The sequence below is a fragment of the Sphingomonas mesophila genome (genome assembly GCF_003499275.1).
GTDB classification, from domain to species: Bacteria; Pseudomonadota; Alphaproteobacteria; order Sphingomonadales; family Sphingomonadaceae; genus Sphingomicrobium; species Sphingomicrobium mesophilum.
Window position 1 is genome coordinate 1,002,027 of the sequence record NZ_QWDF01000001.1, and the last position, 24,748, is coordinate 1,026,774.

Sequence of the window (24,748 nt, forward strand, 5' to 3'; positions counted from 1 at the left end):
CCGCCGGGGAAATTGCCAGAAAGTTAACGGGAGTCAATACAAATTAATTGAAATTAAACATTTGTATCGATTTGGGACCCGACCTTTGGTTCAGAACTGCGCCTTCGCAAATTCCGTATTGCCGGCCCGGGCTCCTGCCGAGATGGCCTTGCATTCCTTGCCGGTTTCGATCGTTGCGAAGTGCGCGGTGAAGGTGATCGATTGCCCGGCCGGGGTCGATTCTGTCGCGGTGGTATATACGAAGTCGCGCCGCCCCGGTGCCGAAACGCGGAATGCCTCGACCGGTTGGGAGGCAGCAATCGTCAACTCCGGGCAGAACAGGGTCGTGCGGATGAGCGCCAGCGACTCAAGCGGACTAAAAAAGTCAGGTTGGTCCGAGCAACAGGCGGCAAGCGCCACCGTCCGAACCCCCTGGCTCGTCGCGTCCATTGTGACCTTCACGGTCGGCCCATCGCCAGGCCGCGCAGCGAGATTGCACGGTGATTGCCCGGGACCGCATGGGGCAAGCGCCCGCTGCAGGGAGTCCACGGTCGGAAGACCGGTTTCGCTGCGAGCGGGAACGATAGAAAGCAGTCGCTCGCCCCAACCACCCCGGTCCGGCGAGCGCTGTCCCACTTGGGATCTGTCGCCGCGCTCGAGGGGGGCCAGCTGGTCATCGCCGGACGATTCGCCGCAGGCGGCGACCGCGGCGAGCGCAATCAACGCCGCGCACACCGTGCTGAGCCGATGCATCACCGTCGGCCTCACCGATGGAGCGGCGCCAACGGATCCATTGCCTTGTTGAGCAACGTTCCGACAATGGGAACGCCCTCCAGCAAACGCAAAGTCTCGATCATCTGGGTCTTGGTGGTGCGGCCTTCCTCGATCACGACCAGCAGTCCATCGACCTGCCGGGCGATAAGTGTCATATCGTCACTTTCAAGCACCGGCGGCGTATCGACCACGCACACCGGCTCGTCCGGATCACGGTGGATTTGCGCAAAGAAACGCTCCAGGCGCGGCGACATCAGGAGATCGGATGAATCGTCGATCGCCGGGCCGGAGGTGTGGACCGTCAGCCTCTCGCCTTCGATCTGCAGGCCGAGCTGGACGTCGGCCTCGTCGCCGGCAAGATAGGCGCCGACCCCCTGGTCAGCGGTCAGACCGAACCGTTCTCCGATGACCGGGCGCCGCAGGTGCAGGTCGATCAACGTCGTGCTGCGAACTCGGCTCAGGGCACAGGCGAGATTGGCAGCAACGTGCGACTTGCCGTTCGCGGCCGATGCGGAGGTTACCGCAATCACCCTTCCGCCAAGACCCTCGAGACCCTTGAGAATCTGGGAGCGAAGCTGAACGAAGGGACGCGATCGAGGATCCTTGGAATCGAGCGCGTAGATGCCGTTCGACTTTAGGAAGGCGTGATCGATCGCCGCCGTCAGGGAATTGCGGGCCCAGTCCGACTGCACCGGGACTGGCGGGATCAGTCCCTTGATTGGCTCGACGGGAGTCATGTTAGGTCCGCGACCGGGTCGGTAGCCATTGCTTGATCCTGCTCAATAGAGATGGGCGAGAGGCGAAGGAAGCTCCGTGAGGAGTCAGCGGAATCGAACCCAAGGGACGGTGGCCGGTAAGGCGCGCGATCGCGCCCGGACCGTGCAGCGGCCTGGTGAGGAGCTCGATCACAAACGTTAGGGCGGCGCCAAGGGCAAGACCGCCAAAGAGGCCGAGCAGGACGATCAGCGGCCGATTGGGTCTGACCGGCCGCTCCGGGAACTGCGGCGCATCGACCAATGTGAAACGCTCGCCCTTTTCTTCGGCCTCGAGATTGGCGGCAACTTGGGCCTCGAGCTGACGCTCACGGATTTTCTGGTACTGGTCATCGAGGTTCTCGAACTCGCGGGTCAGCGCGTTCATCTCGTGCGCTGCCTGCGGCGACATGCCGATCAGCTGCTCTGCACGGCTGGCCTGGGCTTCGAGCTCGGCGCGGCGACGATCGAGCAGAGCAAGCCGGGTGCGGCCCGACTGGAGCTGCTGCGACACCGCTGGGCCCATGTCTTGAGCCCGGCCCGCGCCCGACTGCCGAAGGCGCTGGACCATTTCACGGGCGGCAATCACGTCCGGGTGACGATCGCTGTAGATGGCGGTCACCTTGGCCAGGTTCGCCTCCGCCACGGCGAGCTCGTTCTCCGAACGATTCGCGCTTCGCTCCTGCGCCGCGACCGCCAGTTGCGCGTTGCTCTGCATCAGTCCCTGGGCCTCGATGTCGATGCGCGCGATCTCGCTGCGCAGGGCGGCCGTGCTTTGCGAGCTGGCGAGGACCTGATCTGGCAGCGCGCCATTGTAGCGAGAGCGGACCGTGGCGATTTGACCCTCGACCCGTTGCACCCGATCCCGGAGCTCATCCGCCCGGCGTGCCAGGAAGGCGGCGGTTCCGGACGCTTGCTCGGTGCGGCGCCGGACGTCCGCATCGATGAACATGGCCGTCAGCTGCTCGGTCACGCTTTGGGTAATCGCTGCATCTTCGTAATCGAAGCCAAGGGTAAACGCGATCGTCGCCTTGCCGCCCTGCCCCTGAGACGATGTGCCGACATTGGCGCTGACGAGGTCGACCTTGATGGCGCTGCGCATCATTTCGATAATCTCGACGAGCTGCTTCTGCCCGCGCTCGTCGGGATAGAGCCGGTTCTTGTTGATGAGATCGATGAGATTGTCGCGGCTGAGGATTTGTTGACGGATCTTGGCGATACGTTCGTCGGCGTAGCTGGTTATCGGCGAGGCCACGAGGCTGGTCGGAATTTGCTGAGATTCGATGAGGATCGTTGCGGACGACTGATAGACCGGATCCATCACGAACGCCGCAACGCCGGCTACGGCTGTGCCGAGCAGGCCGGGAATAATCAGCCAATTCTTGCGCCGAACCAGCGTTGCAACCAGTTCCGAGAGCGAAATGCCTCCTTCGTACTCTTCTTCCGTGGTCACTCTCGCCCTGCCTTCCAGCGCAAATTGACGCCTGCCTGAGTGGAGTCTGCCGTCGCGCTCGCGGCCCGCCGACGATAGCTGAGATACGTATCTATGGTGAGAAAGTCGGTCACCTTCTTCGCGAAGCCTGCGCTCGCTTGCAGCAAACCAAGCCTTTCGCTTTCCTCGGAGCGGATCGCTGACGAGCGCTGATAATTGACGCGGAGAGAAAGATTGGAGAACTCGCCGAGCTGAAGCGCATAATCCAGTCCGGCAGCAAGACGACGTTCAATCGAACCGCGACCGGTCGGCGCGGACAGGGCCGAGGCAACGGCGCACAAACTGGAGTACTGCCCCTTACGGCAGACGCTTCCGCGACCGGTCAGATTGATGCTGCTGTCCCGTCCTCCCAGGGGGTCTTGCGGATCGGCATGGACGGAGCGTTCGATTCCAATCGTGCCATCCAGCACCAGATGCTCCGACAGGCGATAGGCGAGCTTAGCGCCGCTCGACAGCACGCTGGCCTTGGGTGCACCGGCAAAGGCGATGAGCTCAGCATTGGTCGTTAGTCCGAGCGTGACATATTCGCTCAGACGGCGAGAAAAGAGCAAGCCGCCGGACAGGCGATCCGACCGTACCAGATCGTCCGAACGGCCATATGATACGCGCTCGATCGAGACGCTTGGGGTCATGGTCGTGCGTTCGGAAACGAGCCAGCTTGCCGACCCGCTCGCTCCGAGCGCCTTGCGAACGCTGCGCGGCTCCAGCGCACCGGAGGTATCCTCAAGAGCGTCGATGCTGGTCTCGTGCCGATAATGGGCGGACCCCGTGAACGCGAGACGCTCGCTCTTCCGGACCGTCGCAGCGAGCAGCCCATTGCCGAAATAGTCCGACCTTAGTTCACCGGTATACCGGCGGTGACCAAGCAAGCCGGAAAGTTCAACGCTCGACGTTTCCGTCTTGCTGGTCAGCCTGGGCTGAATACTTAACTCGGCCAGCAGTGCCTTGACCGTCGCCTGAGTCGACAGGAACGGATTGTCGGCCGCACTGATCCCGCTCGCCACCGCGATCGTCGCTCGCCGCTCGGCGGCGCCAGCGGATGACGCCATGGCGAGCATCATCACGCCAGAAACTCCTTTGGCAACGCATGTCACCGGGCCGCTACGGAATGACGAGGACATCGCCGCTGCGTAAGATGGGGATCGTCTGTGGCACTTTCCCGGCGCCCATGCTGCGGGCACCCTTCATGACTTCCGAAAGATCGACCCGCTCGGCGGTCTGGCCGGTCGACGTCTCCCGAAGGATCACGGCCTGGGCAATATTCGCGAACTCGGACGGCCCGCCAGCAAGGGTGAGTGCCTGGAGCGCATTCAGGGTTCGCCCAACCGAATAACTGCCTGGCGAACGCACCTTGCCGATCACGTAGACGCGCATCCCCGACGTGTCCTTGACAGAAACCGTGACTTCCGGAGTTCCGCCCTGGAACAGGCTGGCGATCTTGCCCTCCATTTCCAGTCCAATGTCGCGTGCGGTCTTTCCTTCCGCTTTGATCGTACCGGCGAGGGGAAATGCGAAAGTCCCGTCGGGGAGGACCTTTACCTCCCGCTGCATCCGCTCCTCGGCCCAGACGTGTACGTCCAGCGTGTCGCCCGCGTTCACCCGATATTCCGCGCTGACCTGGGAGGGTGGCGCGGACTGCGCCACAACCGGGCCAGCAGGAAGCGCAGCAAGAAGTAGGACGAGCATTGTCGCAAGGAAATAGGATCGACGAGCAGACCACAGCCTCACGCTGACTAAATCACGCATGCACACCCTCCCCCGGCTCTAACCGAGCACGGTCCCGCGTCGATTAGCATAAATCGCGTTAACTTCATGTCAAATTAAAGCGCTGATTTACGATCGTTTTCGGAAAGTGCGCTGGGAAGCAGCGCAGTTCAATCGTGAGAACACGCCCGTCTCGAAATGGGGCGAGGGGGGAGGTTGCAATCGCGTCGCCCTAGGGCTAGGCAGCGCGTTCCATTGTTCTAACACGTTGTAACAAGCATGCCGCCCCCAGCGACCCTTTCCGATGCCCGTCTCAGCCTGATCGAGGATCTGGCCGATGCCCTTGTCGAGCTCGACAGCCGCGAGGAGGCGGTCGGCTTCCTCGCCGATCTGTGCACTCCGGCCGAGGTGCACACGCTGGCCGAGCGGTGGCATGTCGCGCAGCTGCTCGACGACGGCGCGCTGACCTATCGCGAGATCCATGAGCAGACCGGGGTCAGCACGACCACCGTGGTGCGCGTCGCGCGCTTCCTGCGGCAGGAGGAGAATGGCGGCTATCGGCGGCTGCTGGACCGGATCAAGGCGGCGCGGCGATGAGCCCGGACCGCAACCGCCTCCACCTCGCGCTGCAGAAGTCGGGGCGACTGTCCGAACAAAGCCGGCAATTGCTCAAGGATGCCGGCCTCAAGCTGGTCGACGGCGGCAAGAATGCGCTCAGCGGGCGGGCCGAGAATTTCCCGCTCGACCTGATGCTGGTGCGCGACGACGACATTCCGACGTTCGTCGCCGACGGCGTGTGCGAGCTCGGAATCGTCGGGCAGAACGTGCTCGAGGAATATGCGCTGGGCCAACCGGAGCGGCGCTTCGAGCAGGTCGCGCGGCTCGGCTTCGGCCGCTGCTCGCTGAAGATCGCGGCGCCCGACAGCATCGGTCGGTTTGATCTGGCGATGCTCGAGGGGCAACGGATCGCGACATCCTATCCGCAGCTTACCGCGCGGTTCCTGGCGGAGCGCGGGATCGCGGCGGAGGTGGTGACGATGCGCGGCGCGGTCGAGCTTGCGCCGCGGCTGGGGATCGCGGGGTTCGTGTGCGACCTGGTGTCGACCGGAGCGACGCTCGACGCCAACGGCCTCACCGCGGTCGCCGACGTGTTCGAGAGCGAGGCGGTGCTGGTCCAGACCCGCCGCCCGATCGACCGCGCGCATGCCGAGAAGGTCGAGGCGCTGCTGGCGCGGATCAACGGCGTGATCGCGACCGCCGAAAGCAAATATATCGTCCTCAACGCGCCCGAGGCCGCTTTGCCCGCGATCATCCGAATCCTGCCGGGAGCCGAGGCGCCGACGGTGGTCCCGCTGATCGGCCGCCAGGGCCATGTCGCGGTCCAAGCGGTGTGCCAGGAATCGGTGTTCTGGGAGACGCTCGAGCGGCTCAAGGCCGAGGGCGCGTCCGCGATCCTGGTGATGCCAATCGAAAAGATGATGCTGTGATGGAGCGATTCGACTGGACGAGCGCCGGATCGGCCGAGCGGCGGGCGATGCTGGCGCGGCCGGGCGGGCGTGAGGACGACGCGCTGCTTGGCGCGGTGCGCGCGATCGTCGCGGATGTGCGGGCGAGCGGCTGGGCGGCTCTGGTCGAGCAGGCGGTGCGGATCGACGGGGCCGAGCCGGCACTGGTCGCGGTCGCGCCGTTCGCTGAGGAGGCGCGACGGACGTTTCCGGTGGCGACCCTCGACGCAATCGAGCTTGCGCGGCGCAATATCGAGGCGTTCCACCGCGCGACCCTGCCCGGCGACATCGAGGTCGCGGTGATGCCCGGCCTGTCGGTCGCCAAGCAGTGGCGGCCGCTGGGCAGCGCGGGACTCTATGTGCCGGGCGGCAAGGCGCCGTTGTTCTCGACCCTGCTGATGCTGGCGATCCCGGCGCGCGTGGCTGGTGTGGCGCAGCTCACCGTCGTCACTCCGCCGCGCGGGGACGGCGGGCTCGACCCGGCGGTGGCGCTGGCGGCGGAGCTGTGCGCGATCGAGGCGGTGTGGACCCTCGGCGGGGCGCAGGCGATCGCCGCGCTGGCGTTCGGCGCCGGCGACATCGCACCGGTCGACCGCATCTTCGGTCCGGGCAATGCGTGGGTCGCGGCGGCCAAGGCGCTGGTCGCGTCGCTTCCGGGCGGGCCGGGGATCGATTTGCCGGCGGGCCCGTCGGAACTGATGGTGATCGCCGATACGAGCGCGGACCCAGCGCTGGTGGCGGCCGACCTGCTGAGCCAGGCCGAGCATGACTTCGACGCGCAGGTGCTGCTGGTGTCGCCCGATGCGGCGTTGATCGACGCGGTCGACCGCGAAGTGGCGGCGCAGTCGGCGGCGATTGGCGGCGTCTTTGCCCCGGCGCGGGCGATCCTGTGCGCCGATCTCGACCAGGCGGTGGAGATCGCCAACATCTACGCGCCCGAGCATCTCAGCCTGGCGACCGATGCCGCGGACCTGCTGGTGCCACGGATCGTCAACGCCGGCGCGATCTTCGCGGGTCACGGCGCGGCGGAAAGCTTCGGCGATTATCTCGCGGGGTCGAGCCACGTGCTTCCGACTGACGGCGCGGCGCGCTTCACCGGCGGGGTGTCGACGATGAGCTTCCTGAAGGCGGTCACGGTTCAGCGCGTCGGCCCTGTTGCGGCGGCTGCGCTGGCCGGCCCGGCAGCTGCGCTGGCGCGGCTGGAGGGGCTCGAGGCGCATGCGCGCGCCGCCGAGGCGAGGGCCGCGGCATGAGCCTCGCCGAGCGCCTGGCGCGCCCCGAAATCCTCGCGCTGCCGCCGGTCGACATCGCCGGAGCGCCGCTGGCCGGAACGATCCGGCTCGACGCCAACGAGAATCCCTTCGGATCGCTGGTGGCGGGCCAGCCGGCGATCAACCGCTATCCCGACCCGCAGCCGACCGAGCTGCGCCGCCGCCTTGCCGACCTCCACGGGGTCGCGCCGGGATCGCTGTGGGTGACGCGCGGCAGCGACGACGCCATCGACCTGTTGGTCCGCGCGTTCTGCCGCGCCGTCGAGGATAGCGTGGCGTTGGTCGAGCCGACCTTCGCGGCCTATGCGCAATTTGCCCGCATCCAGGGCGCGGGCGTGGTCGCGGCGAGGCTTACCGACGATCTCGCGTTCGATGCGGATGCAGTGCTCGCCACCGTGGCGCCTGCCCGGCCCAAGCTGCTGTTCCTGTGCACGCCCAACAACCCGACCGGGACGCCGGTCGACCCGGCCGACGTGCGGCGGATCGCGGCGGCGCTGCCCGACACGATCGTCGTCGCGGACGAGGCCTATGGCGAGTTTTCGGACGCGCCGAGCCTCGCAGCCGAAGCCGGACTGATCGCCAATCTCGTGGTGCTTCGGACGCTGTCGAAGGCCTATGGCTTGGCCGGGGCGCGCATTGGCTGCGCGGTTGCCGACCCCTCGATCATCGAACTGCTGGCGCGCGTTTCTCCGCCCTACCCGCTGCCCGGGCCGTCGATTGCCGCGGCGCTAGGGGCGCTGAGCCCGGAGCGGATGCCGATCCATGCCGAGCGCGTGGCGCGAATCCTTGCCGATCGCGGCCGGTTGGCGGAACGACTGGGCGAAGCGGCTCAGGTGAAGCGACTCCGCGCCGGCGGCAATTTCCTGTTCCTCGAGGTGGACGATCCCGATGATCTGTCCCGGCGGCTCGCGGCGGCGGCGATCCGGGTGCGCTTTCGGCCCAAGGCCGCTCCCGGCGGCGTTCGGATCACGATCGGCACGGAAGCCGAGAATGCGGCGCTGCTCGCCGTGTTCGGGCTTGGCGAGGAGGCGCGGCCGGCGCGGCGCGCCGAGATCGTGCGCGACACCAACGAGACCAGGATCGCGCTGGCGATCGACCTCGACCGAGCCGAGCCGCGGCGCATTTCGAGCGGTATTCCGTTCTACGATCACATGCTCGACCAGGTCGCGGCGCACGGCGGGTTCAGCCTCGTTCTGGCGTGCCAGGGCGACCTTGCGACCGACTCGCACCACAGCGTCGAGGACATCGCCATCGTGCTGGGCCAGGGGTTGAAGACCGCGCTCGGCGACAAGGCGGGCATCGGCCGCTTCGGCTTCGCGCTACCGATGGACGAGACTCGCGCCGAAGTGCTGATCGACCTGTCCGGACGGCCGTTTGCCAAGTTCGAGGGCGGGTTCGCAACGGCCAGCGTCGGGGACCTGCCGACCGAGATGGTGCCGCACATTTTCCGGAGCCTCGCCGACAGCCTGGGCGCCGCGATCCATGTGCGGGTTGACGGTGACAACGACCACCACAAGGTGGAAGGCTGCTTCAAGGCGTTCGGCCGGGCCTTGCGCGGCGCGATTGCGCTCGACGGCTCGGGCGAGCGCTCCCTGCCGTCGACCAAGGGCGTGCTGTGAGCGACGTCGCGATTCTCGACGCCGGCTACGGCAACACCGATTCGGTGCGCCTCGGCTTTGCGCGGCTCGGGGCGCGGGCGGTGCCGGTAAGCGATTCCGCGGCGGTCGAGCGGGCCGAGCGAGTCGTCATCCCGGGAGTGGGCTCGGCCGGTTTCGCGATGGGCCGATTGCGCGAACTCGGGCTGGATGCGGCGCTTCGGCGTCGCACTCGTCCGACGCTCGGCATCTGTCTCGGCATGCAGTTGATGTTCGACCATTCCGAAGAGGGCGACGTGGCGTGCCTCGGGCTGGTCGACGGCCGGGTGCGCGCGCTTGCCGCTGCCCCCGGGTGCCCGGTGCCGCACATGGGCTGGACGCGGCTCGACGAAGCCGACCCGGCAATCGGGCTGGCGGCGGGCAACTACGTCTATTTCGCGCACAGCCTAGCGTGCGACGACGGCCCGGCGACCGCGGCCCGGGCGCGCCACGGCGCGCGCCGCTTTCCGGCGGCGCTTCGGGCCGGGCCTCTGTGGGGCGTGCAATTCCATCCCGAACGCTCGTCCGCCGCCGGGGCGAGCTTCCTCGAGGCGTTCCTGGGCGCATGAAACTGATCCCCGCCATCGACCTCATCGGCGGCCGCTGCGTGAGACTGGCGCAGGGCGATTTCGCCCGCGAGACGGTCTATTCCGACGATCCGGCAGCGGCGCTTGCAGCGTTCGCCGAAGCCGGCGCCGAGACCGCGCATTTGGTCGATCTCGACGGCGCGCGGGCGGGTGAGCCGCGCCAGCATGACCTGTTTGCGCGCCTGGCGGGAAGCTCGCCGATCGCGCTTCAGGTTGCGGGTGGGTTTCGAACAGAAGAGCAGGTCGCACGGGTGCTGGACGCCGGTGTTGCGCGCGTCGTCATCGGCAGCCTCGCGCTGCTCGATCCGGACGCATTCGCGGCGATGCTCGAGCGGTTCGGGGCCGAGCGGCTGACGCTGGCGCTCGACGTCCGGATGGAGGACGGCACGCCGATGGTCGCCACGCATGGCTGGAGCCGCGGGTCGGCGCGCAGCCTGTTCGAGCTGCTCGGGCAATTCCCGGCGGTGCGGCATGTGCTGGTGACCGACATCGCCCGCGACGGAATGCTGAGCGGCCCTAACGTCGCGCTGACGCTGACGATCGTGCGCGAATTTCCGAACCTGGAGCTGCAGGCTTCGGGCGGCGTGGCGACCCTCGCCGATCTCGACCTCCTGCGCGACTCCGGCGCGGCGGCGGCGATCGTCGGCAAGGCGATCTGGGAGGGCCGCTTCACCGCCGCCGAAGGAGTCCAGTGTGCCCGCGGCTAGGATCATCCCGTGCCTCGACGTCGCCGACGGGCGGGTGGTCAAGGGCGTGCGGTTCGCCGACCATCGCGACGTCGGCGACATCGTCGATTTCGCGCTTCGCTATCGCGACGAGGGGGCGGACGAGCTGGTCTTTTACGACATCACCGCGAGCCCCGACGGGCGCAGCGTCGACACCGGCTGGATCGCGCGGGTTTCGGCGTTGATCGATATACCGTTCGCGGTCGCCGGGGGCATTCGCGACCGCGACACCGCCGCGCGCTGCCTCGCCGCCGGGGCCGACAAGATCAGCATCAATTCGCCCGCGCTCGAGGGGCCCGAGCTGATCGCCGAATTGGCGCAAGCATTCGGACGACAGTGCGTGGTGCTCGGGATCGACAGCCGGTTGGGCGACGACGGGCGGCTGACGGTGAAGCAATATAGCGGAAGTCCCGAAGCGACCCGCGATTCCGGGCGCGAGACGATCGCCTGGGCGGTCGAAGCGGTGCGGCTCGGGGCGGGAGAGATCGTGCTCAATTGCATCGATCAGGACGGGGTCCGTCAGGGTTACGACTCGGCGCAGCTGTGCGCCCTGATCGCGGCCGTGGACGTGCCGGTGATCATTTCGGGCGGCGCCGGCGAGATGGCGCATTTCGCGGATGCGTTTGACGCGGGGGCGAGCGGCGCGTTGGCGGCGAGCGTGTTCCACGACCGGCGGATCGCCATTCCCGAATTGAAGCGGTTTCTCGCCAGGCGCGGGATCGAGGTGCGGCCATGATCGACCCGGCGACGCTCGATTGGAACAAGAGCGGCGGGCTCATCCCGGCGGTCATCCAGGACGCCGCGAGCGGCGAGGTGCGGATGGTCGGGATGATGGACCGCGCCGCGCTCGAGGCGACCTTGCGCGACGGGTTCGTCACCTTCTTCAGCCGCTCCAAGAACCGCTTGTGGCGCAAGGGCGAGAGCAGCGGCAATCTGCTCGATCTGGTCGATCTGCGCACCGATTGCGATCGCGATTCGCTGCTGGTGCTCGCCCAGCCGCGCGGGCCGACGTGCCATACCGGCGCCGCGAGCTGCTTCGGCGAGGGCGGCGCGCCCGGCACCGGCTTTCTGGCCAGCCTGGCGGCAATCGTCGACGAGCGCACCGCGGCCGATCCGGCGGAGAGCTATACCGCGCGACTGGTCGCGGCGGGCGTAAAGCGGATCGCGCAGAAGTTTGGTGAGGAGGGTGTCGAAGTGGCGCTGGCGGCGGCGGGCGGAGATGCCGCGGAGGTGACCGCCGAGGCCGCGGATTTGCTCTACCATCTCACCGTGCTGCTGCGCGAGACGGGCAGCTCGTGGGCGGAGGTGACCGACGAGCTGCGGCGCCGTCACGCGAGCAGCGCGACCGCCGCCTCGTAAAGTTCGCGAGTGGCGGCAGCGACCACGCGTCCGCCGTCGAATGCCGATCCGCCGCTCCAGTCGCCGATGTGCCCGCCGGCGCCGCGAACCACCGGGATCAGCGCGTCGTAATCGTGCGGGTGAAGGCTGTTCTCGACGGCCAGGTCGATGCCGCCGGTGGCGATCCGCGCATAGGCCATGGCGTCGAGCCCGAAGCGGGTCAGGCGGACTGACCGGCGCACGCGCTTGACGGCTCTCGCCTCGTCGCCCGAGAACAGGAAGGGGTCGGTGGTCGAGAAGCGCGCCGCGGCTAGTTCGGTGCAGCCGCTGGTGCGCACCGGCGCGCCGTTGCGCCAGGTCGTGCCGTCGACCGCAATCAGCGTCTCGTCGATGGCGGGAAGGTCGATCATGCCGGCGATGTGGTGGCCGTCCTCGATCAGGCCGACCAGGATCGCCCAGCTCGGCAGGCCGCACAGCAGGGCGCGGGTGCCGTCGACCGGGTCGAGGCTCCAGCGCAACCGGGCGTCCGGGCGGACGGTTGGAAACTCCTCGCCGCTGATGCCGTGGTCGGGATAGGCGCGCTCGATCAGCGCGCGAAGCTCGCGTTCGGCGGCGCGATCGGCGGCGGTGACCGGGTCGAACCCCGCGAGTGCCTTATTCTCGCCAACCAAACCCGCCGCGATCTCGCGCGCGATCACGTCGCGCGCTGCTGCGGACAATTGCTCGAAGAAAGCCCGGTTCATGGCGCGCGTTCAGCAGGTCGCGGGGCGGCGGGCAAGCAGCCTTTTGGGCGCGGTCAGCTGCGCGCGGCGAGCAATTGGTCGACAACTCCGGGATCGGCCAGGGTCGAGGTGTCGCCGAGATTGGCGGTGTCGCCCTCGGCGATCTTGCGCAGGATCCGGCGCATGATCTTGCCGCTTCGGGTCTTGGGCAGTCCGGGCGCGAAGTGGATGGTGTCGGGGGTGGCGATCGGGCCGATCTCGCCGCGCACCCATTGCACGAGCTCTCGGCGCAGCGCCTCGTCGCCGCCGGTGCCGGCGTTGAGCGTGACGAAGGCGTAGATGCCCTGCCCCTTGATGTCGTGCGGCATGCCGACCACCGCCGCCTCGGCGACGTCGCGGTGGGCGACCAGCGCGCTCTCGATCTCGGCGGTGCCGAGGCGGTGGCCGGAAACGTTGATGACGTCGTCGATCCGCCCGGTGATCCAATAATAGCCGTCGGCGTCGCGGCGGCAGCCGTCGCCACTGAAATAGTATCCGGGGAAGGTCGCGAAATAGGTCTGGAAGAAGCGCTCGTGGTCGCCGTAGACGGTGCGCATCTGTCCCGGCCAGCTACGCGCCAGGACGAGACAGCCCTCGGCCGCGCCGTCGAGCACCTCCCCTTCACCGCTGAGCAGCTTCGGCTCGACTCCGGGCAGCGGCAGGGTTGCGCTGCCGGGCTTGAGGTCGGTCGCTCCGGGCAGCGGCGAGATCAGGATGCCGCCGGTCTCGGTCTGCCACCAGGTATCGACGATCGGGCAGCGGCGCTCTCCGACCACCCGGTGATACCAGTCCCACGCCTCGGGGTTGATCGGCTCGCCGACGGTTCCGAGCAGGCGCAGCGACGAGCGGTCGGTGCGCGCGACCCATTCGTCGCCTTCGCGCATCAGCGCGCGCAGCGCGGTCGGGGCGGTGTAGAAGATCTCGACCCGGTGCTTGTCGATCACCTGCCAAAAGCGCGACGGGTCGGGGTGGTTGGGAACGCCCTCGAGCAACAAAGTCGTCGCGCCGTTGGCGAGCGGGCCGTAGACGATGTAGCTGTGGCCAGTGACCCAGCCGACATCGGCGGTGCACCAATAAACTTGCCCGGGCCGGTAATCGAACACGATCTCGTGAGTCAGCGCGGCCCATACGCCATAGCCGCCGGTGGTGTGGAGCACGCCCTTGGGCTGGCCGGTCGAGCCCGAGGTGTAGAGGATGAACAACGGGTCCTCGGCGCCCATTTCCTCGGGCGGGCAGTCGTCCGCGACGTCGGTGACCGCGTCGTGCCACCACAGGTCGCGGCCTTCGGTCATCGCGATGCTCGCGCCGGTGCGGCGCAGGACGACGACCCGCTCGACGCTCGGACAGTCGGCGAGCGCGCGGTCGACATTGGCCTTGAGCGGCACGCGTTTGCCGCCGCGAAGCCCCTCGTCGGCGGTGATGACGAGCGACGAATCGCAGTCGCGGATCCGGCCGCCGAGCGAGTCGGGCGAAAAGCCGCCGAACACCACCGAATGAATCGCGCCAATGCGCGCGCAGGCGAGCATCGCCACTGCCGCTTCCGGCACCATCGGCAGATAGATGGTCACCCGGTCGCCGCGCTTCACGCCCTGGACTTTAAGCGCATTGGCGAAACGGCAGACGTCGCGATGAAGCTCGCGGTAGGTGATGCGCCGCGCGTCCTCCTCGGGGTCATCCGGCTCCCAGATGATCGCGATCGCGTCGCCGCGCGTCGCGAGATGGCGGTCGAGGCAGTTGGCGGCGAGGTTGAGAGTCCCGTCGGCGAACCATTCGATCCGGAAATCGGCTTCGTGGAAGCTGCAATTGGCGACCGTCGTGAACGGCCGGATCCAGTCGAGCCGCGCCGCCTGTTCGCGCCAAAAGCCGTCGGGATCGTCAGCGGCGCGCGCGGCCATCTCGTCGTAGCGGGCGCGATCGACGAGGGCGCTAGCGGCCCAGGCGTCGGGAACGGGGATGCGCTCAGCGGCCACGGCACTACTCCTGCCAGCATTCATTCACGTGATGAACGCCAACGCTAGGCCAGGCGACCTGCCCAGCGAAAGGCCCCATGATGAAAGCCCCGATGATCGCCTTGATGCTCGCCGCGTCCGCCTGCACGGGCGCGAGCGCCGCCGGCCAGCAACTGGCCCCGCCTCCGGCGCTGGACGTGCCCGCGAGCGCCGGATTGCAGACGGCGGTGCTGGCGGGCGGTTGCTTCTGGGGTGTCGAAGCGGTGTTCGAGCATGTGCGGGGCGTCCGGTCGGTGGTTTCGGGCTATGCCGGAGGGACGGCCGCGGATGCCAATTACAGCGCCGTCAGCACCAACCGGACGAACCATGCCGAGGTAGTGAAGATCACCTATGACCCGCGGCAGGTGAGTTACGGCACACTTCTGCGCCTGTTCTTCTCGGTCGCGCACGACCCGACCCAGCTCAACCGCCAGGGCCCCGACAGCGGGCGGAGTTATCGTTCGGCGGTGTTCCCGCAGGACGCCCGGCAACGCGCTGTCGCCGCCGCCTATATCGCGCAACTGTCGCGCTCGGGCATCTATCGGCGGCCGATCGTTACCCGCATCGAAAGCGGGCACTTCTTCGCGGCCGAGGCGGCGCACCAGGATTTCATGCGGCGCAACCCGCTCCATCCCTACATTCTCGCGCACGACGCGCCCAAGCTTCGCGCACTCAAACGGGCGGCGCCGGCACTGTACCGCAGCTAGCCAAGCCGCCGTCCCGCAAAGGCACGGATCGTAACCAATCTGACCTTTTCCTTACCCGGCCATAAACCGCGTCTTTACGCCCGGCGGTTAGGAAGCATGCGACTAGCCTATCGGCGATGACGAAAGAGACGGGAATGGCAACCAATCCGGCACGTGCGACGGGCAGCGTCGACATCGTCGCGACGCATCTTGCGCGGGTCGCCGGGTCGGGCCTCACTGAACATGCCTATGCGCGCGCCCTGATTACCGCTACCTCGCCGACCACCAGCCGCGACCTCGCCGACGCGGTGCACCTGCTGTGCGCGATCCACGGCAAGTTTCCGGGTCTCGCCGACATTGCTTCCACCGCCGCCGCATCGCCGGTGCGCGACTGGCTGCGTGCGACCGCCGACGCGTTCGAGCGCGAGCGGCTGTTCCTCGTCCGGCTGACTTCTTCGGTCGGCCCCCTCCCCTCGACCCCCGGATCGGCCGCGACCGAATCCGCTTTGGTCGCGCAGCGCCGGGCGATCGAGACCCTTGCCCGCTCCGAGCGCACCGGCTGCGCGCTCGGCGCGACGACCGCGCTGGTTCACGACTGGCGGCAGATTCGCGCGATTCTCGACAAGGCGGCCGAGCGCGCCGGGATGGATTGCCCGGACAGCACGCTGCCGGACGACGGAGCGTTGGCCGAGGCGATCGCGCTCGGCACCGAAGGCGCGGCGAGCGAACGGGCGCTGGCGTTCGGCGCCGAGCAATTGCAGCTCCAGCACCGCGCCTTGTTCGACCTGCTCGAAGCCCGCGCCGGAGCGCGCGAGGACTTTTAATCGCGCCGCCCGCGCCTTAGGGCCGGGCCATGAAATTCGAAGGCACCACCAATTATGTCGCGACCGACGACCTCAAGGTCGCGGTCAACGCCGCCGTCACGCTGCGCCGGCCGCTGCTGGTCAAGGGCGAGCCGGGCACCGGCAAGACCGTCCTGGCGCACGAGATCGCAGGCGCGCTCGGGGCGCCGCTGATCGAATGGCACGTCAAGTCGACCACCCGCGCGGTCCAGGGCTTGTACGAATATGACGCGGTGGCGCGGCTCCGCGACGGGCAACTCGGCGACCCGCGGGTTCATGATATCTCGAACTACATCCGCAAGGGCAAATTGTGGGAGGCGTTCACCGCGCCGCAGCTGCCGGTGCTGCTGATCGACGAGATCGACAAGGCCGACATCGAGTTTCCCAATGATTTGCTGCAGGAACTCGATCGCATGGAATTTCATGTCTACGAGACCGGCGAGACGGTCCGCGCCGCCGAGCGACCGGTGGTGGTAATTACCTCGAACAACGAGAAGGAGCTGCCCGACGCGTTCCTGCGGCGCTGCTTCTTCCATTACATCCGCTTTCCCGATCGGGCGACGATGGAGGCGATCGTCGAGGTCCACTTCCCCGGCATCCAGCGCATGCTGGTCAGCCGAGCGCTCGACCTGTTCTACGACATTCGCGAGGTGCCTGGGCTGAAGAAGAAACCGTCGACCAGCGAGCTGATCGACTGGCTCAAGCTCTTGCTGCATGAGGACATGCCGCTCGAGGTCCTCCAGAACCGCGACCCGACCAAGGCGATCCCCCCGTTGCACGGCGCGCTGCTGAAGAACGAGGCCGACGTCATGCTATTCGAGCGCCTCGCCTTCATGGCCAGGCGTCAGGGCTAGGCTTCACGCGTCGTCGCGGTAGGCGAGTTCGAGGTTGCCCCAGCGGCGGCCCTTGATGAACAGCGGGATGTAGACGTTCTTGACCGCGATCGACTCCGTGCCGCGGGTCATCAGATAGGTCATCAGCGTCGGTTCCGAGCTCGAGTGCGCGAAGCGGGTTTGGTCGTCCATCAGGATCCGGCGGTTGCGGCAGTGCGCGTCGTTCCACACCGGATCGTCGCCCTGGGGATGCGAGCGGTCGCTCATGTGGGTCGGCAGATGGCCGTTTTCGTCGCCGATGGTGGTGCCGATGACCCGATTGTCGATCTCGACGATGCGGTCGAGGATCGGCTGCACGAGACGGTCAGCCGCATCGCAGAAGGCAGTGTCATATTGCTTGGGGTTGGAGCCGGGCCGCTCGCGATAGTTGCGGTCGAAGACCTCTTCGACACTGATCTCGCCGCGGTCGATCGCGGTCTCGATCGCCGCCGCGATCTGGCGCATGTTGTCGTGCGCTTTCAGGATCATCGGCGTGTCGTCGATCTCGGCGCCGGAATTGGCGAGGGTGTTGAGCATCGCGTTCGACATCATCTCGAGCTCGCTAAGGCGCTTCTCGGCCTTGACCAATTGCCCGGCATTGTCGCGCGCGTCTTCGGCGAAGTCGGTAAGGCCCGCCTTCACCCGGTCGACGCTGGTCTGGATCATGCTGGTCGAATGGGCGATGCCTTCCGTCTGGCGGTCGACCATCGAGACGATCTCGCCGACCTCGCGCACGGTCTCGCTGATCTGGGCGATGCCCGACTGGGCGGCGCGGCTGCGCTCGACGCCAGTCTTGATCTCGGAGGTGACGGCGCCGGCCTCGCGGGTCAGCTCGCCGATCGTGAGGCCAATCTGGCTGGTCGCGGCGCGGGTGTCGTGGGCGAGCTTCTTCACCTCGGCCGCGACGACCGCGAAGCTGCGCCCCGCGTCGCCGGCCCGGGCCGCCTCGATGGTCGCGTTGAGCGCCAGCATGTTGGTCTTGCGGGCGATCACCTCGATCGTCGAGCTGACCGACTGGACCTGGTTCATGGCGGTGGCGAAGCCCGCCATTCGCTCGCCCAGCTGGACGACCAGCTGGGTGAGTTCCTTGAAGCCGGAGATGGTCCCCTCGATCGCCGCCCGGCCGCTGTCGAGCTTGGCCTTGGCTTGCTCGCTGAGCAGCCGCGCCTCGTCGGTCGAGTCCGACACCCGCGCCTGGTCGGCGAGCAATTGGGTGGTGACGCTCTCGAGCGTGTCGAGCACGCTCAGATGCGCGCTGATGCGCTCGGCGACGCCGTGGACGTAGCCGGCGACGTCGCTGCATTCGATCGACAGATTGCCGCAATCGCGGGCCACTGCCCGGATCGCATTTTCGGTGACTTGCTCGAGCCCGTGCGTCGCCATTTGTGTTCCACTCACCCCGCGATGTTGGGTGTGGGATAGGCGCGATAGGTAACTGTCGGGTTAACTATGCTGCGCCTTGTCGCTCGTCCTGAGCGGAGGCCACGGGCCGAAGTCGAAGGGCGCCCTTCGACTGCGCGCTTCGCGCTCCGCTCAGGACGAGCGGTTGTTGGGACACAGCGCGATAGCTAAAGCCCGCCGATGTTCATCTCGTTCGTCGAAGCGCTGCGTCGGGGCGGGATCGCCGCCAGCCTGAAGGAGCATCTGCTGCTCCTGGAAGCGCTCGACGCCGGCGTGACCGAGCTGGAGCCCGAGCAATTCTATTATCTGGCGCGCGCCGTGTTCGTCCACGACGAGAGCCAGCTCGACCGCTTCGACCGGATCTTCGGCGAAGTGTTCAAGGGCGTCCTTGCCGGGCTCGAGGACGGGACCGCGGCAATCCCCGAGGAGTGGCTGAAAGCGGTCGCCGAGCTCTACCTCACGCCTGAGCAAATGGCCGAGATCCAGGCGCTCGGTTCGTGGGACGAGATCATGGAGACGCTGAAGAAGCGCCTCGAGGAGCAGCAGGGCAAGCACCAGGGCGGGTCGAAGTGGATCGGCACCGGCGGCACCAGCCCGTTCGGCCATTCCGGCTTCAACCCGGCCGGCGTTCGAATCGGCGGCCCGGGCCGCCACGGCCGAGCGATCAAGGTGTGGGAAAAACGCGAGTTCGCCGACCTCGATTCGACTCGCGAGATCGGCACGCGCAACATCAAGGTTGCGCTACGCCGCTTGCGCCGCTTCGCCCGCGAAGGCGCCGCCGACGAGCTCGATCTCGACGCCACCGTCGCCGGCACCGCACGCCAGGGCTGGCTCGACGTCCACATGCGGCCCGAGCGGCACAATGCGGTCAAATTGCTGCTGTTCCTCGACATCGGCGGATCGATGGACGGCCACGTGCGGGTCTGCGAGGAACTGTTCTCGGCGGCACGCACCGAGTTCAAGCACCTCGAGCATTTCTACTTCCACAATTGCATCTACGAGGGCGTCTGGAAGGAAAACCGCAGGCGCTTCACCGACCGCACGCCGACCTGGGATGTGCTCCACAAGTTCGGCCACGACCACAAACTGGTGATCGTCGGCGACGCGGCGATGAGCCCCTACGAAGTGACCCACGCGGGCGGCTCGGTCGAGCATATGAACGAGGAGCCGGGCGCGGTGTGGCTTAAGCGGCTGACCGATACCTATCCGAGTGCGGCGTGGCTCAACCCGGTGCCAGAGGCCTATTGGGGCCACAGCCACTCGACCCAGATCATCCGCCAGCTGATGAACCAGCGCATGTACCCGCTGACGCTCGGCGGGCTGGATGAAGCGATGCGCGAGTTGTCGCGGAAGAAGTGACGCCTAGTAAATCAGCAGGTCGCTGATCTCGTCGCGCCAGCGCGCTTCATCGGGCGCCGCGATGGCGTCCAGGTCGCCGGCCTCGGCGCCCGCATCGTCCACCCACTCGCGCAGCCCCGTGCCACCGTTGATGACGTCGATCGCCAGCTTGTCGAACACATATTCGTAGGGAAAGTCGCGCCACAGCTCGTAGTCAGTGTGCAGATTGCGGAACGCCTTGAACGCCAGCGCCTGCCAGCGCCAAGGCTTGAACGCCCCGTGGTCGTATGCATCGCCCTCGGCGTGGACCATCAGGCCGCTGCAAAGCTTGCCGGCGTGCTTGTGAAAGGTCGGCTCGAAATGGACTTCGCGCATGCGGCAGCCGGTGAGCCAGTGCGGCGCGATCCGCTCCATCTCGCTGGCGATGGCGCGCGGATCGAGGCCCGGCGCGCCGAACAGTTCGAGCGGCCGGGTCGTCCCCCGCCCCTCGCTCAGCGTCGTTCCCTCAAGCATTACCGTGCCGGCATAGGCACGGGCCATGTTGAGGTTGGGAGCATTGGGCGACGGATTGATCCACAGGCGGTCGGCCGGCCAGCCGAAGCCGGGCGCGGCGGCGGGATCGTATCCCTCCATCGCGATCACCCGATAATCGACGTCGAGCTTGAACTGGCGCACGAACCATTGGCCCATCTCGCCCATCGTCAGGCCGTGGCGCATGACCATCGGGCCGGCGCCGACGAAGCTTTCCCAGCCGGGCTCGAGCAATGTCCCCTCGACCGGCCGACCCGCCGGGTTGGGCCGATCGAGGACCCACACCGCCTTGCCGTGCTCGGCGGCCGCCTCGAGCACGTAGAGCAGCGTCGTGACAAAGGTGTAGATCCGGCAGCCGAGGTCCTGCAGGTCGACGAGGAGCACGTCGAAGCTGCTCATCATCTGCCCGCTCGGGCGGCGCACTTCGCCGTACAGGCTGAAAACCGGGATACCGAGCCGCGGATCGGTTTCGTCCGCGGTCTCGACCATATTGTCCTGCTTGTCGCCCTTGAGCCCGTGCTGCGGGCCGAAGGCGGCGGCGAGGTTGATCTCCGGGCAATCGGCGAGCGCGTCCATACTGTGGGTCAGGTCGCGCGTGACCGAGGCGGGATGGGCGAGCAAGGCGACGCGTTTGCCGGCCAGCGGAGCGCGCAGCGCGGGGTCGGCGAGCAGCCGTTCGATGCCGAGATTCATGGGCTCAGGCTATGGGCGAGAGCGTCGCGGCAAAGCAAGAGCGGTGATGGAAATCGGGCGCGCCTTCCGGATGGGCCATCGCCCAAAAGCTCTTGGCGCCGTCCCGCTCCTCGATTACCGCCGACAGGCCGAGCTGCCACTGCGCGTCCGCGGGCACGGCGATAGTCCCGCCCAGCGTCCACCAGGTCAGATTGTCCTCGAGCCGGATGTAGGGCGGCGCAGCGATGTCGGCCGGGCGCATGCCGGCGCGATAGTCGTCGAAATCATAGGCCGCCCAGTCGCCCGACGGCGCGAAATTCCATTCGCGATAGGCGGCCTCGCCGGGGCTGGCGAGAAAGGCCTCGAAGCAGGTGGTGCTCCACAGCTCGTCGCGCCGAGCCCCCTCGCCCGGCGGCGGGACGACGAAGCGCGCCGCCGGGGCGCCGACTCCGAACCAGATGTTGAGCGTCGCGCTGGCCCCGAATGCCGCCGAGAGCTCGGCCGTCGCCCACAGGTCGAACGGCTCGCCCGACAGCGGCGTTTGCGGGTGGCAGATTAACGGTCGGCGCACGTCTGGCGGTCCTTCGACAAGGCGCGAACAGTCGGTTAGGGACAGCGCGATGTCCAGCTACCAATCCTCGCTTCTGAAGCTGCTCGACGAGCGCGGCTATATTCACCAGCTGACCGACGCCGCCGGGCTCGACTCGCTTGCGGTACGCGAGACGGTGACCGGCTATATCGGCTTCGACGCCACCGCGCCGAGCCTGCACGTCGGCAGCCTGGTCCAAATCATGCTGCTGCGCCGCCTCCAGCAGGCCGGCCACCGCCCGATCGTCCTGATGGGCGGCGGCACGACCAAGGTCGGCGACCCGAGCTTCAAGTCGGAGGAGCGCCAGCTGCTCGACGAGGAGACGATCGCGCGCAACATCGCCTCGATCGGCCGCATCTTCGAGCGCTTCCTGACGTTTGGCGACGGACCGACCGACGCCATCATGCTCAACAACGACGACTGGCTGTCGGGCCTGGAATATCTGCCGTTCCTGCGCGAGGTCGGCCGCCACTTCTCGGTCAACCGCATGCTGACCTTCGACAGCGTCCAGCTGCGGCTCGAGCGCGAGCAGTCGCTGAGCTTCCTCGAGTTCAACTACATGATCATGCAGGCCTATGACTTCCTCGAACTGTCGCGGCGCGAGGGATGCCGGCTGCAGCTCGGCGGTTCGGACCAGTGGGGCAACATCGTCAACGGGGTTGAATTGTGCCGCCGAGCCGACGGCACGGAGGTGTTCGCGGTCACCACCCCGCTGATCACCACCGCGGACGGCGGCAAGATGGGCAAGACTGCGCGCGGCGCGATTTGGCTCAACGCCGACCAGCTCAGCGCCTACGATTACTGGCAATTCTGGCGCAACACGCAGGATGCCGACGTTGGGCGTTTCCTGCGCCTGTTCACCGATCTTCCGCTCGAGCAGATCGCCAAGCTCGAGAGCTTGCGCGATGCCGAAATCAACGACGCCAAGGTTGTGCTCGCGACCGAGGCGACGGCGCTGCTACACGGCCGCGAGGCGGCGCTCGACGCCAAGGCGACAGCCAAGACGACATTCGCCGGAGGGGTCGGCGAGCAATTGCCGACGCTCGCGATTACCGACGGGATGACCGTGGCGCAGGCGCTCACCGCGCTCGGCTTCACTGCCTCCAACGGCGAGGCCAAGCGCAAGATCGCGGAAGGGGCGGTTCGGATCGACGATGCGGTGGTCAGCGATCCGGCGCTGGTCGTTTCCGAGGGGCGGCTCAGCCTTGGCAAGAAGAAGCACGGACTGCTCAGCCGCTCCTGAGCAGGGCGACCGCCTGGTCGCGCTCGAATAGATAGAGGCAGGTGCGGGCCGCCTGGCCGCGGGGGGAGTCAAGGCCGCCGTCGCGGTCGAGGAGGAGCTGGGCGTCCGCGTTGGCGAGCGGGGCGAGGTCGGCGACGTCCTCGGGCGCGGCGAGGCGGAAGGCCTGCTCGCCCGACTGGCGGGTACCGAGGATCTCGCCGGGGCCGCGCAGTTTGAGGTCCTCCTCGGCGATTCGGAAGCCGTCGTTGGTCTCGCGCATCAGCGCCAGTCGCGCCCGGCTGGTGTCGTTGAGCTTGTCGCCGCGCAGCAGGATGCAGCGGCTGAGCGCCGCGCCGCGCCCGACCCGGCCGCGCAGCTGGTGCAGTTGCGCAAGGCCGAAGCGCTCCGCTCCCTCGACCACCATCAATGTCGAATTCGGGACATCGACCCCAACCTCGATCACCGTCGTCGCCACCAGCACCGCAAGATCACTGCGCGCGAAGGCGGCCATCACCGCGTCCTTGTCGGGGCCCTTCATTCGACCGTGGACCAGGCCGATCCTTTCGGCTCCGAAACGAGCGCCGAGGATGGCGGCGCGCTCCTCAGCGGCGGCGGCGTCGACTGCCTCGTTCTCCTCGACCAATGGGCAGACCCAATAGGCCTGGCCGCCGGCATCGATGTGGCGGCCCAAGCCGGCGATGACCTCGGCCAGCTTCTGGTCGGAGACGACGCGGGTCTCGACCGGGGTGCGGCCGGGCGGCATCTCGTCGATCCGGCTGACGTCCATCTCGCCATAATGGGTGAGCGTCAGCGTCCGCGGGATCGGCGTCGCCGTCATCGCCAGCAAATGCGGCGGGTGCTCGGCCTTGGAGGTCAACAGCAGGCGCTGCGAGACCCCGAAGCGGTGCTGCTCGTCGATTACCGCGAGGCCGAGCGACTTGTAGGTGACCTTCTGCTGGAAGATGGCATGTGTGCCGACGAGGATGTGGATCGATCCGTCGGCGAGGCCCATCAGCGTCGCCTCGCGCGCCCTGCCCTTCTCGCGGCCGGTGAGGATGGCGACATTGACCCCAAGCGGCGCGCACTGCGCCTGTAGGGTGGCGAGATGCTGGCGGGCGAGGATCTCGATCGGGGCGAGCAGCGCGGCCTGAGCGCCGGCCTCGACCGCGGTCAGCATGGCGAGAAGCGCAACGAGGGTCTTGCCGGAGCCGACGTCGCCTTGGAGCAGGCGCAGCATCGGCGCGGTCTGGGCCATGTCGCCCCGAATCTCCTCGACCACCCGGCGCTGGGCCCCGGTCAGCTCGTGGGGGAGCTTGAGGCGCCCGGTGATCGACCCGTCGCCCTGCAGCGAGCGGGTACGGCGGCGGCGGCTCGACTGGCGCAGCAGCAGCAAGGCGAGCTGGTTGGCGAACAATTCGTCATAGGCCAGGCGGCGGCGCGCCTCGCCCGGCTCGCGGTGCGCCTCGGCCAGCGCCGCCCGCCACCGCGGCCAGCACTGGCGGGCGAGCAGCGACGGCTCGATCCATTCGTCGAGGTCGGGCGCGCGCTCGAGCGCAAGCAGCGCAAGCTCGCGCATGCGCTTGTTGGCGATGCCCTCGGTCAGCGGATAGACCGGCTCGCGAATGGCGAAGGCGTCCGCCTCGCCGGGGGCGACCACCTCGGGATGGACGATCTGCCATTCGCTCCCGAACTGGTCGAGCCGGCCGGCGACGACGCGCGACTCGTTGAGCGGCAATTGCTTCCTCGCCCATCCGGGATTGTTGAAGAATGTCAGCGTGATGGTGTTGCCGCTTGAGTCGGCGGCGTAGATCCGCGTCGGCGCGCGGCCGGTGCCCGAGCGGACCTCGAACGGGGTCACGTCGAGGATGACAATGCGGCCGAGCAGCGAGGCATCGGCGGCGCCCGCGCGGACTCGCTCGATCGTCCCGGTCGGCAGATGAAAGGCGAGATCGAGTGCTCGGGCGATGCCGAGCCGGGCGAGGGCCTTGGCGACGTTCGGGCCGACGCCCTTCAGCGCCTCGACTTCGGCAAACAGCGGATTGAGGAGCTCGGGACGCATGGGCCATCGGACCCTAGCGCGGGCCG

Annotated in this window: 24 protein-coding genes; 13 read left to right on the top strand and 11 right to left on the bottom strand. The window is 67.6% G+C overall.

Annotated elements, in window-relative coordinates; all coding sequences use genetic code 11:
- Positions 1-90: 90 nt before the first annotated feature.
- From D0Z60_RS05190 to D0Z60_RS05210, 5 genes are read right to left on the bottom strand one after another with little or no spacing between them, the layout of a single operon-like run.
- Positions 91-732: a hypothetical protein gene (locus D0Z60_RS05190; RefSeq protein WP_118857267.1), complete on the bottom strand. Its 642-nt coding sequence runs from the start codon at positions 730-732 to the stop codon at positions 91-93.
- Positions 733-743: 11 nt separating this feature from the next.
- Entirely contained in the window at positions 744-1,490 is a 747-nt protein-coding gene (locus tag D0Z60_RS05195; RefSeq protein WP_118857268.1) for a CpsD/CapB family tyrosine-protein kinase, read from the bottom strand.
- A gap of 1 nt (position 1,491) precedes the next feature.
- Positions 1,492-2,958, bottom strand: coding sequence for a GumC family protein (locus D0Z60_RS05200; RefSeq protein ID WP_118857269.1), 1,467 nt, complete (start codon positions 2,956-2,958; stop codon positions 1,492-1,494).
- Positions 2,955-4,061: a hypothetical protein gene (locus D0Z60_RS05205; protein ID WP_162888093.1), complete on the bottom strand. Its 1,107-nt coding sequence runs from the start codon at positions 4,059-4,061 to the stop codon at positions 2,955-2,957. Before D0Z60_RS05205 ends, D0Z60_RS05200 begins: the two co-directional genes overlap by 4 nt.
- A gap of 37 nt (positions 4,062-4,098) precedes the next feature.
- Entirely contained in the window at positions 4,099-4,743 is a 645-nt protein-coding gene (locus D0Z60_RS05210) for a polysaccharide biosynthesis/export family protein (protein ID WP_162888094.1), read from the bottom strand.
- Positions 4,744-4,980: 237 nt separating this feature from the next.
- Here D0Z60_RS05210 and D0Z60_RS05215 point away from each other — a divergent pair, with 237 nt between their 5' ends.
- The 8 genes from D0Z60_RS05215 to hisIE are packed head-to-tail and all read left to right on the top strand — an operon-like array spanning position 4,981 to position 11,782.
- Positions 4,981-5,298, top strand: coding sequence for a YerC/YecD family TrpR-related protein (locus tag D0Z60_RS05215; RefSeq protein WP_118857272.1), 318 nt, complete (start codon positions 4,981-4,983; stop codon positions 5,296-5,298).
- Complete coding sequence (gene hisG, locus D0Z60_RS05220; protein WP_118857273.1) at positions 5,295-6,188, top strand: ATP phosphoribosyltransferase; 894 nt, start codon at positions 5,295-5,297, stop codon at positions 6,186-6,188. Before D0Z60_RS05215 ends, hisG begins: the two co-directional genes overlap by 4 nt.
- Positions 6,188-7,459 carry a histidinol dehydrogenase gene (gene hisD / locus D0Z60_RS05225; RefSeq protein WP_118857274.1) on the top strand — a complete coding sequence of 424 codons (1,272 nt, stop codon included), beginning with the start codon at positions 6,188-6,190 and terminating at the stop codon, positions 7,457-7,459. Before hisG ends, hisD begins: the two co-directional genes overlap by 1 nt.
- Positions 7,456-9,096, top strand: a complete 1,641-nt coding sequence (gene hisC / locus D0Z60_RS05230; RefSeq protein ID WP_118857275.1) for a histidinol-phosphate transaminase — start codon at positions 7,456-7,458, stop codon at positions 9,094-9,096. Before hisD ends, hisC begins: the two co-directional genes overlap by 4 nt.
- A complete protein-coding gene (hisH, locus tag D0Z60_RS05235) occupies positions 9,093-9,680 on the top strand; it encodes an imidazole glycerol phosphate synthase subunit HisH (RefSeq protein WP_118857276.1) in 588 nt (195 codons plus the stop codon). The genes hisC and hisH overlap by 4 nt, the downstream gene beginning before the upstream one ends.
- On the top strand, positions 9,677-10,405 hold the full coding sequence (locus D0Z60_RS05240) for a 1-(5-phosphoribosyl)-5-[(5-phosphoribosylamino)methylideneamino]imidazole-4-carboxamide isomerase (RefSeq protein ID WP_118857277.1): 729 nt from the start codon (positions 9,677-9,679) through the stop codon (positions 10,403-10,405). Before hisH ends, D0Z60_RS05240 begins: the two co-directional genes overlap by 4 nt.
- On the top strand, positions 10,392-11,159 hold the full coding sequence (gene hisF / locus D0Z60_RS05245) for an imidazole glycerol phosphate synthase subunit HisF (RefSeq protein WP_118857278.1): 768 nt from the start codon (positions 10,392-10,394) through the stop codon (positions 11,157-11,159). The genes D0Z60_RS05240 and hisF overlap by 14 nt, the downstream gene beginning before the upstream one ends.
- On the top strand, positions 11,156-11,782 hold the full coding sequence (gene hisIE, locus D0Z60_RS05250; RefSeq protein ID WP_118857279.1) for a bifunctional phosphoribosyl-AMP cyclohydrolase/phosphoribosyl-ATP diphosphatase HisIE: 627 nt from the start codon (positions 11,156-11,158) through the stop codon (positions 11,780-11,782). The genes hisF and hisIE overlap by 4 nt, the downstream gene beginning before the upstream one ends.
- On the opposite strand, the gene D0Z60_RS05255 is transcribed toward hisIE, so the two are convergent.
- Together D0Z60_RS05255 and acs are read right to left on the bottom strand one after the other, a co-directional pair.
- Entirely contained in the window at positions 11,752-12,504 is a 753-nt protein-coding gene (locus D0Z60_RS05255) for an inositol monophosphatase family protein (protein WP_118857280.1), read from the bottom strand. The genes hisIE and D0Z60_RS05255 overlap by 31 nt on opposite strands.
- Before the next feature lie 53 nt (positions 12,505-12,557).
- The gene (gene acs, locus D0Z60_RS05260) at positions 12,558-14,492 is read right to left on the bottom strand and encodes an acetate--CoA ligase (protein WP_240325550.1); all 1,935 of its coding nucleotides are present in this window, start codon (positions 14,490-14,492) and stop codon (positions 12,558-12,560) included.
- Between the two features lie 77 nt (positions 14,493-14,569).
- Here acs and msrA point away from each other — a divergent pair, with 77 nt between their 5' ends.
- The 3 genes from msrA to D0Z60_RS05275 all read left to right on the top strand — a co-directional run bounded on the left by msrA (position 14,570) and on the right by D0Z60_RS05275 (position 16,892).
- Positions 14,570-15,217, top strand: coding sequence for a peptide-methionine (S)-S-oxide reductase MsrA (gene msrA, locus D0Z60_RS05265; protein ID WP_240325551.1), 648 nt, complete (start codon positions 14,570-14,572; stop codon positions 15,215-15,217).
- 134 nt (positions 15,218-15,351) lie between these two features.
- Complete coding sequence (locus tag D0Z60_RS05270) at positions 15,352-16,020, top strand: DUF6975 family protein (protein WP_240325552.1); 669 nt, start codon at positions 15,352-15,354, stop codon at positions 16,018-16,020.
- A 29-nt stretch (positions 16,021-16,049) separates the two neighbouring features.
- Entirely contained in the window at positions 16,050-16,892 is an 843-nt protein-coding gene (locus D0Z60_RS05275) for an AAA family ATPase (protein ID WP_118857282.1), read from the top strand.
- A gap of 3 nt (positions 16,893-16,895) precedes the next feature.
- On the opposite strand, the gene D0Z60_RS05280 is transcribed toward D0Z60_RS05275, so the two are convergent.
- Entirely contained in the window at positions 16,896-18,293 is a 1,398-nt protein-coding gene (locus D0Z60_RS05280; protein WP_118857283.1) for a methyl-accepting chemotaxis protein, read from the bottom strand.
- Positions 18,294-18,491: 198 nt separating this feature from the next.
- On the opposite strand from D0Z60_RS05280, the gene D0Z60_RS05285 reads away from it, so the two are divergent.
- Positions 18,492-19,670 (top strand): vWA domain-containing protein, encoded by a 1,179-nt coding sequence (locus D0Z60_RS05285; protein ID WP_118857284.1) that lies wholly within the window; start codon positions 18,492-18,494, stop codon positions 19,668-19,670.
- Between the two features lie 3 nt (positions 19,671-19,673).
- Here the strand turns inward: D0Z60_RS05285 and D0Z60_RS05290 are convergent, their stop codons facing one another.
- Together D0Z60_RS05290 and D0Z60_RS05295 are read right to left on the bottom strand one after the other, a co-directional pair.
- Entirely contained in the window at positions 19,674-20,873 is a 1,200-nt protein-coding gene (locus D0Z60_RS05290) for an exo-beta-N-acetylmuramidase NamZ family protein (RefSeq protein WP_118857285.1), read from the bottom strand.
- A gap of 4 nt (positions 20,874-20,877) precedes the next feature.
- A complete protein-coding gene (locus tag D0Z60_RS05295) occupies positions 20,878-21,423 on the bottom strand; it encodes a DOMON-like domain-containing protein (RefSeq protein ID WP_118857286.1) in 546 nt (181 codons plus the stop codon).
- Positions 21,424-21,472: 49 nt separating this feature from the next.
- Here D0Z60_RS05295 and tyrS point away from each other — a divergent pair, with 49 nt between their 5' ends.
- A complete protein-coding gene (tyrS, locus tag D0Z60_RS05300) occupies positions 21,473-22,684 on the top strand; it encodes a tyrosine--tRNA ligase (protein ID WP_118857287.1) in 1,212 nt (403 codons plus the stop codon).
- On the opposite strand, the gene recG is transcribed toward tyrS, so the two are convergent.
- Complete coding sequence (gene recG / locus D0Z60_RS05305) at positions 22,671-24,722, bottom strand: ATP-dependent DNA helicase RecG (RefSeq protein ID WP_118857288.1); 2,052 nt, start codon at positions 24,720-24,722, stop codon at positions 22,671-22,673. The genes tyrS and recG overlap by 14 nt on opposite strands.
- Positions 24,723-24,748 lie beyond the last annotated feature (26 nt).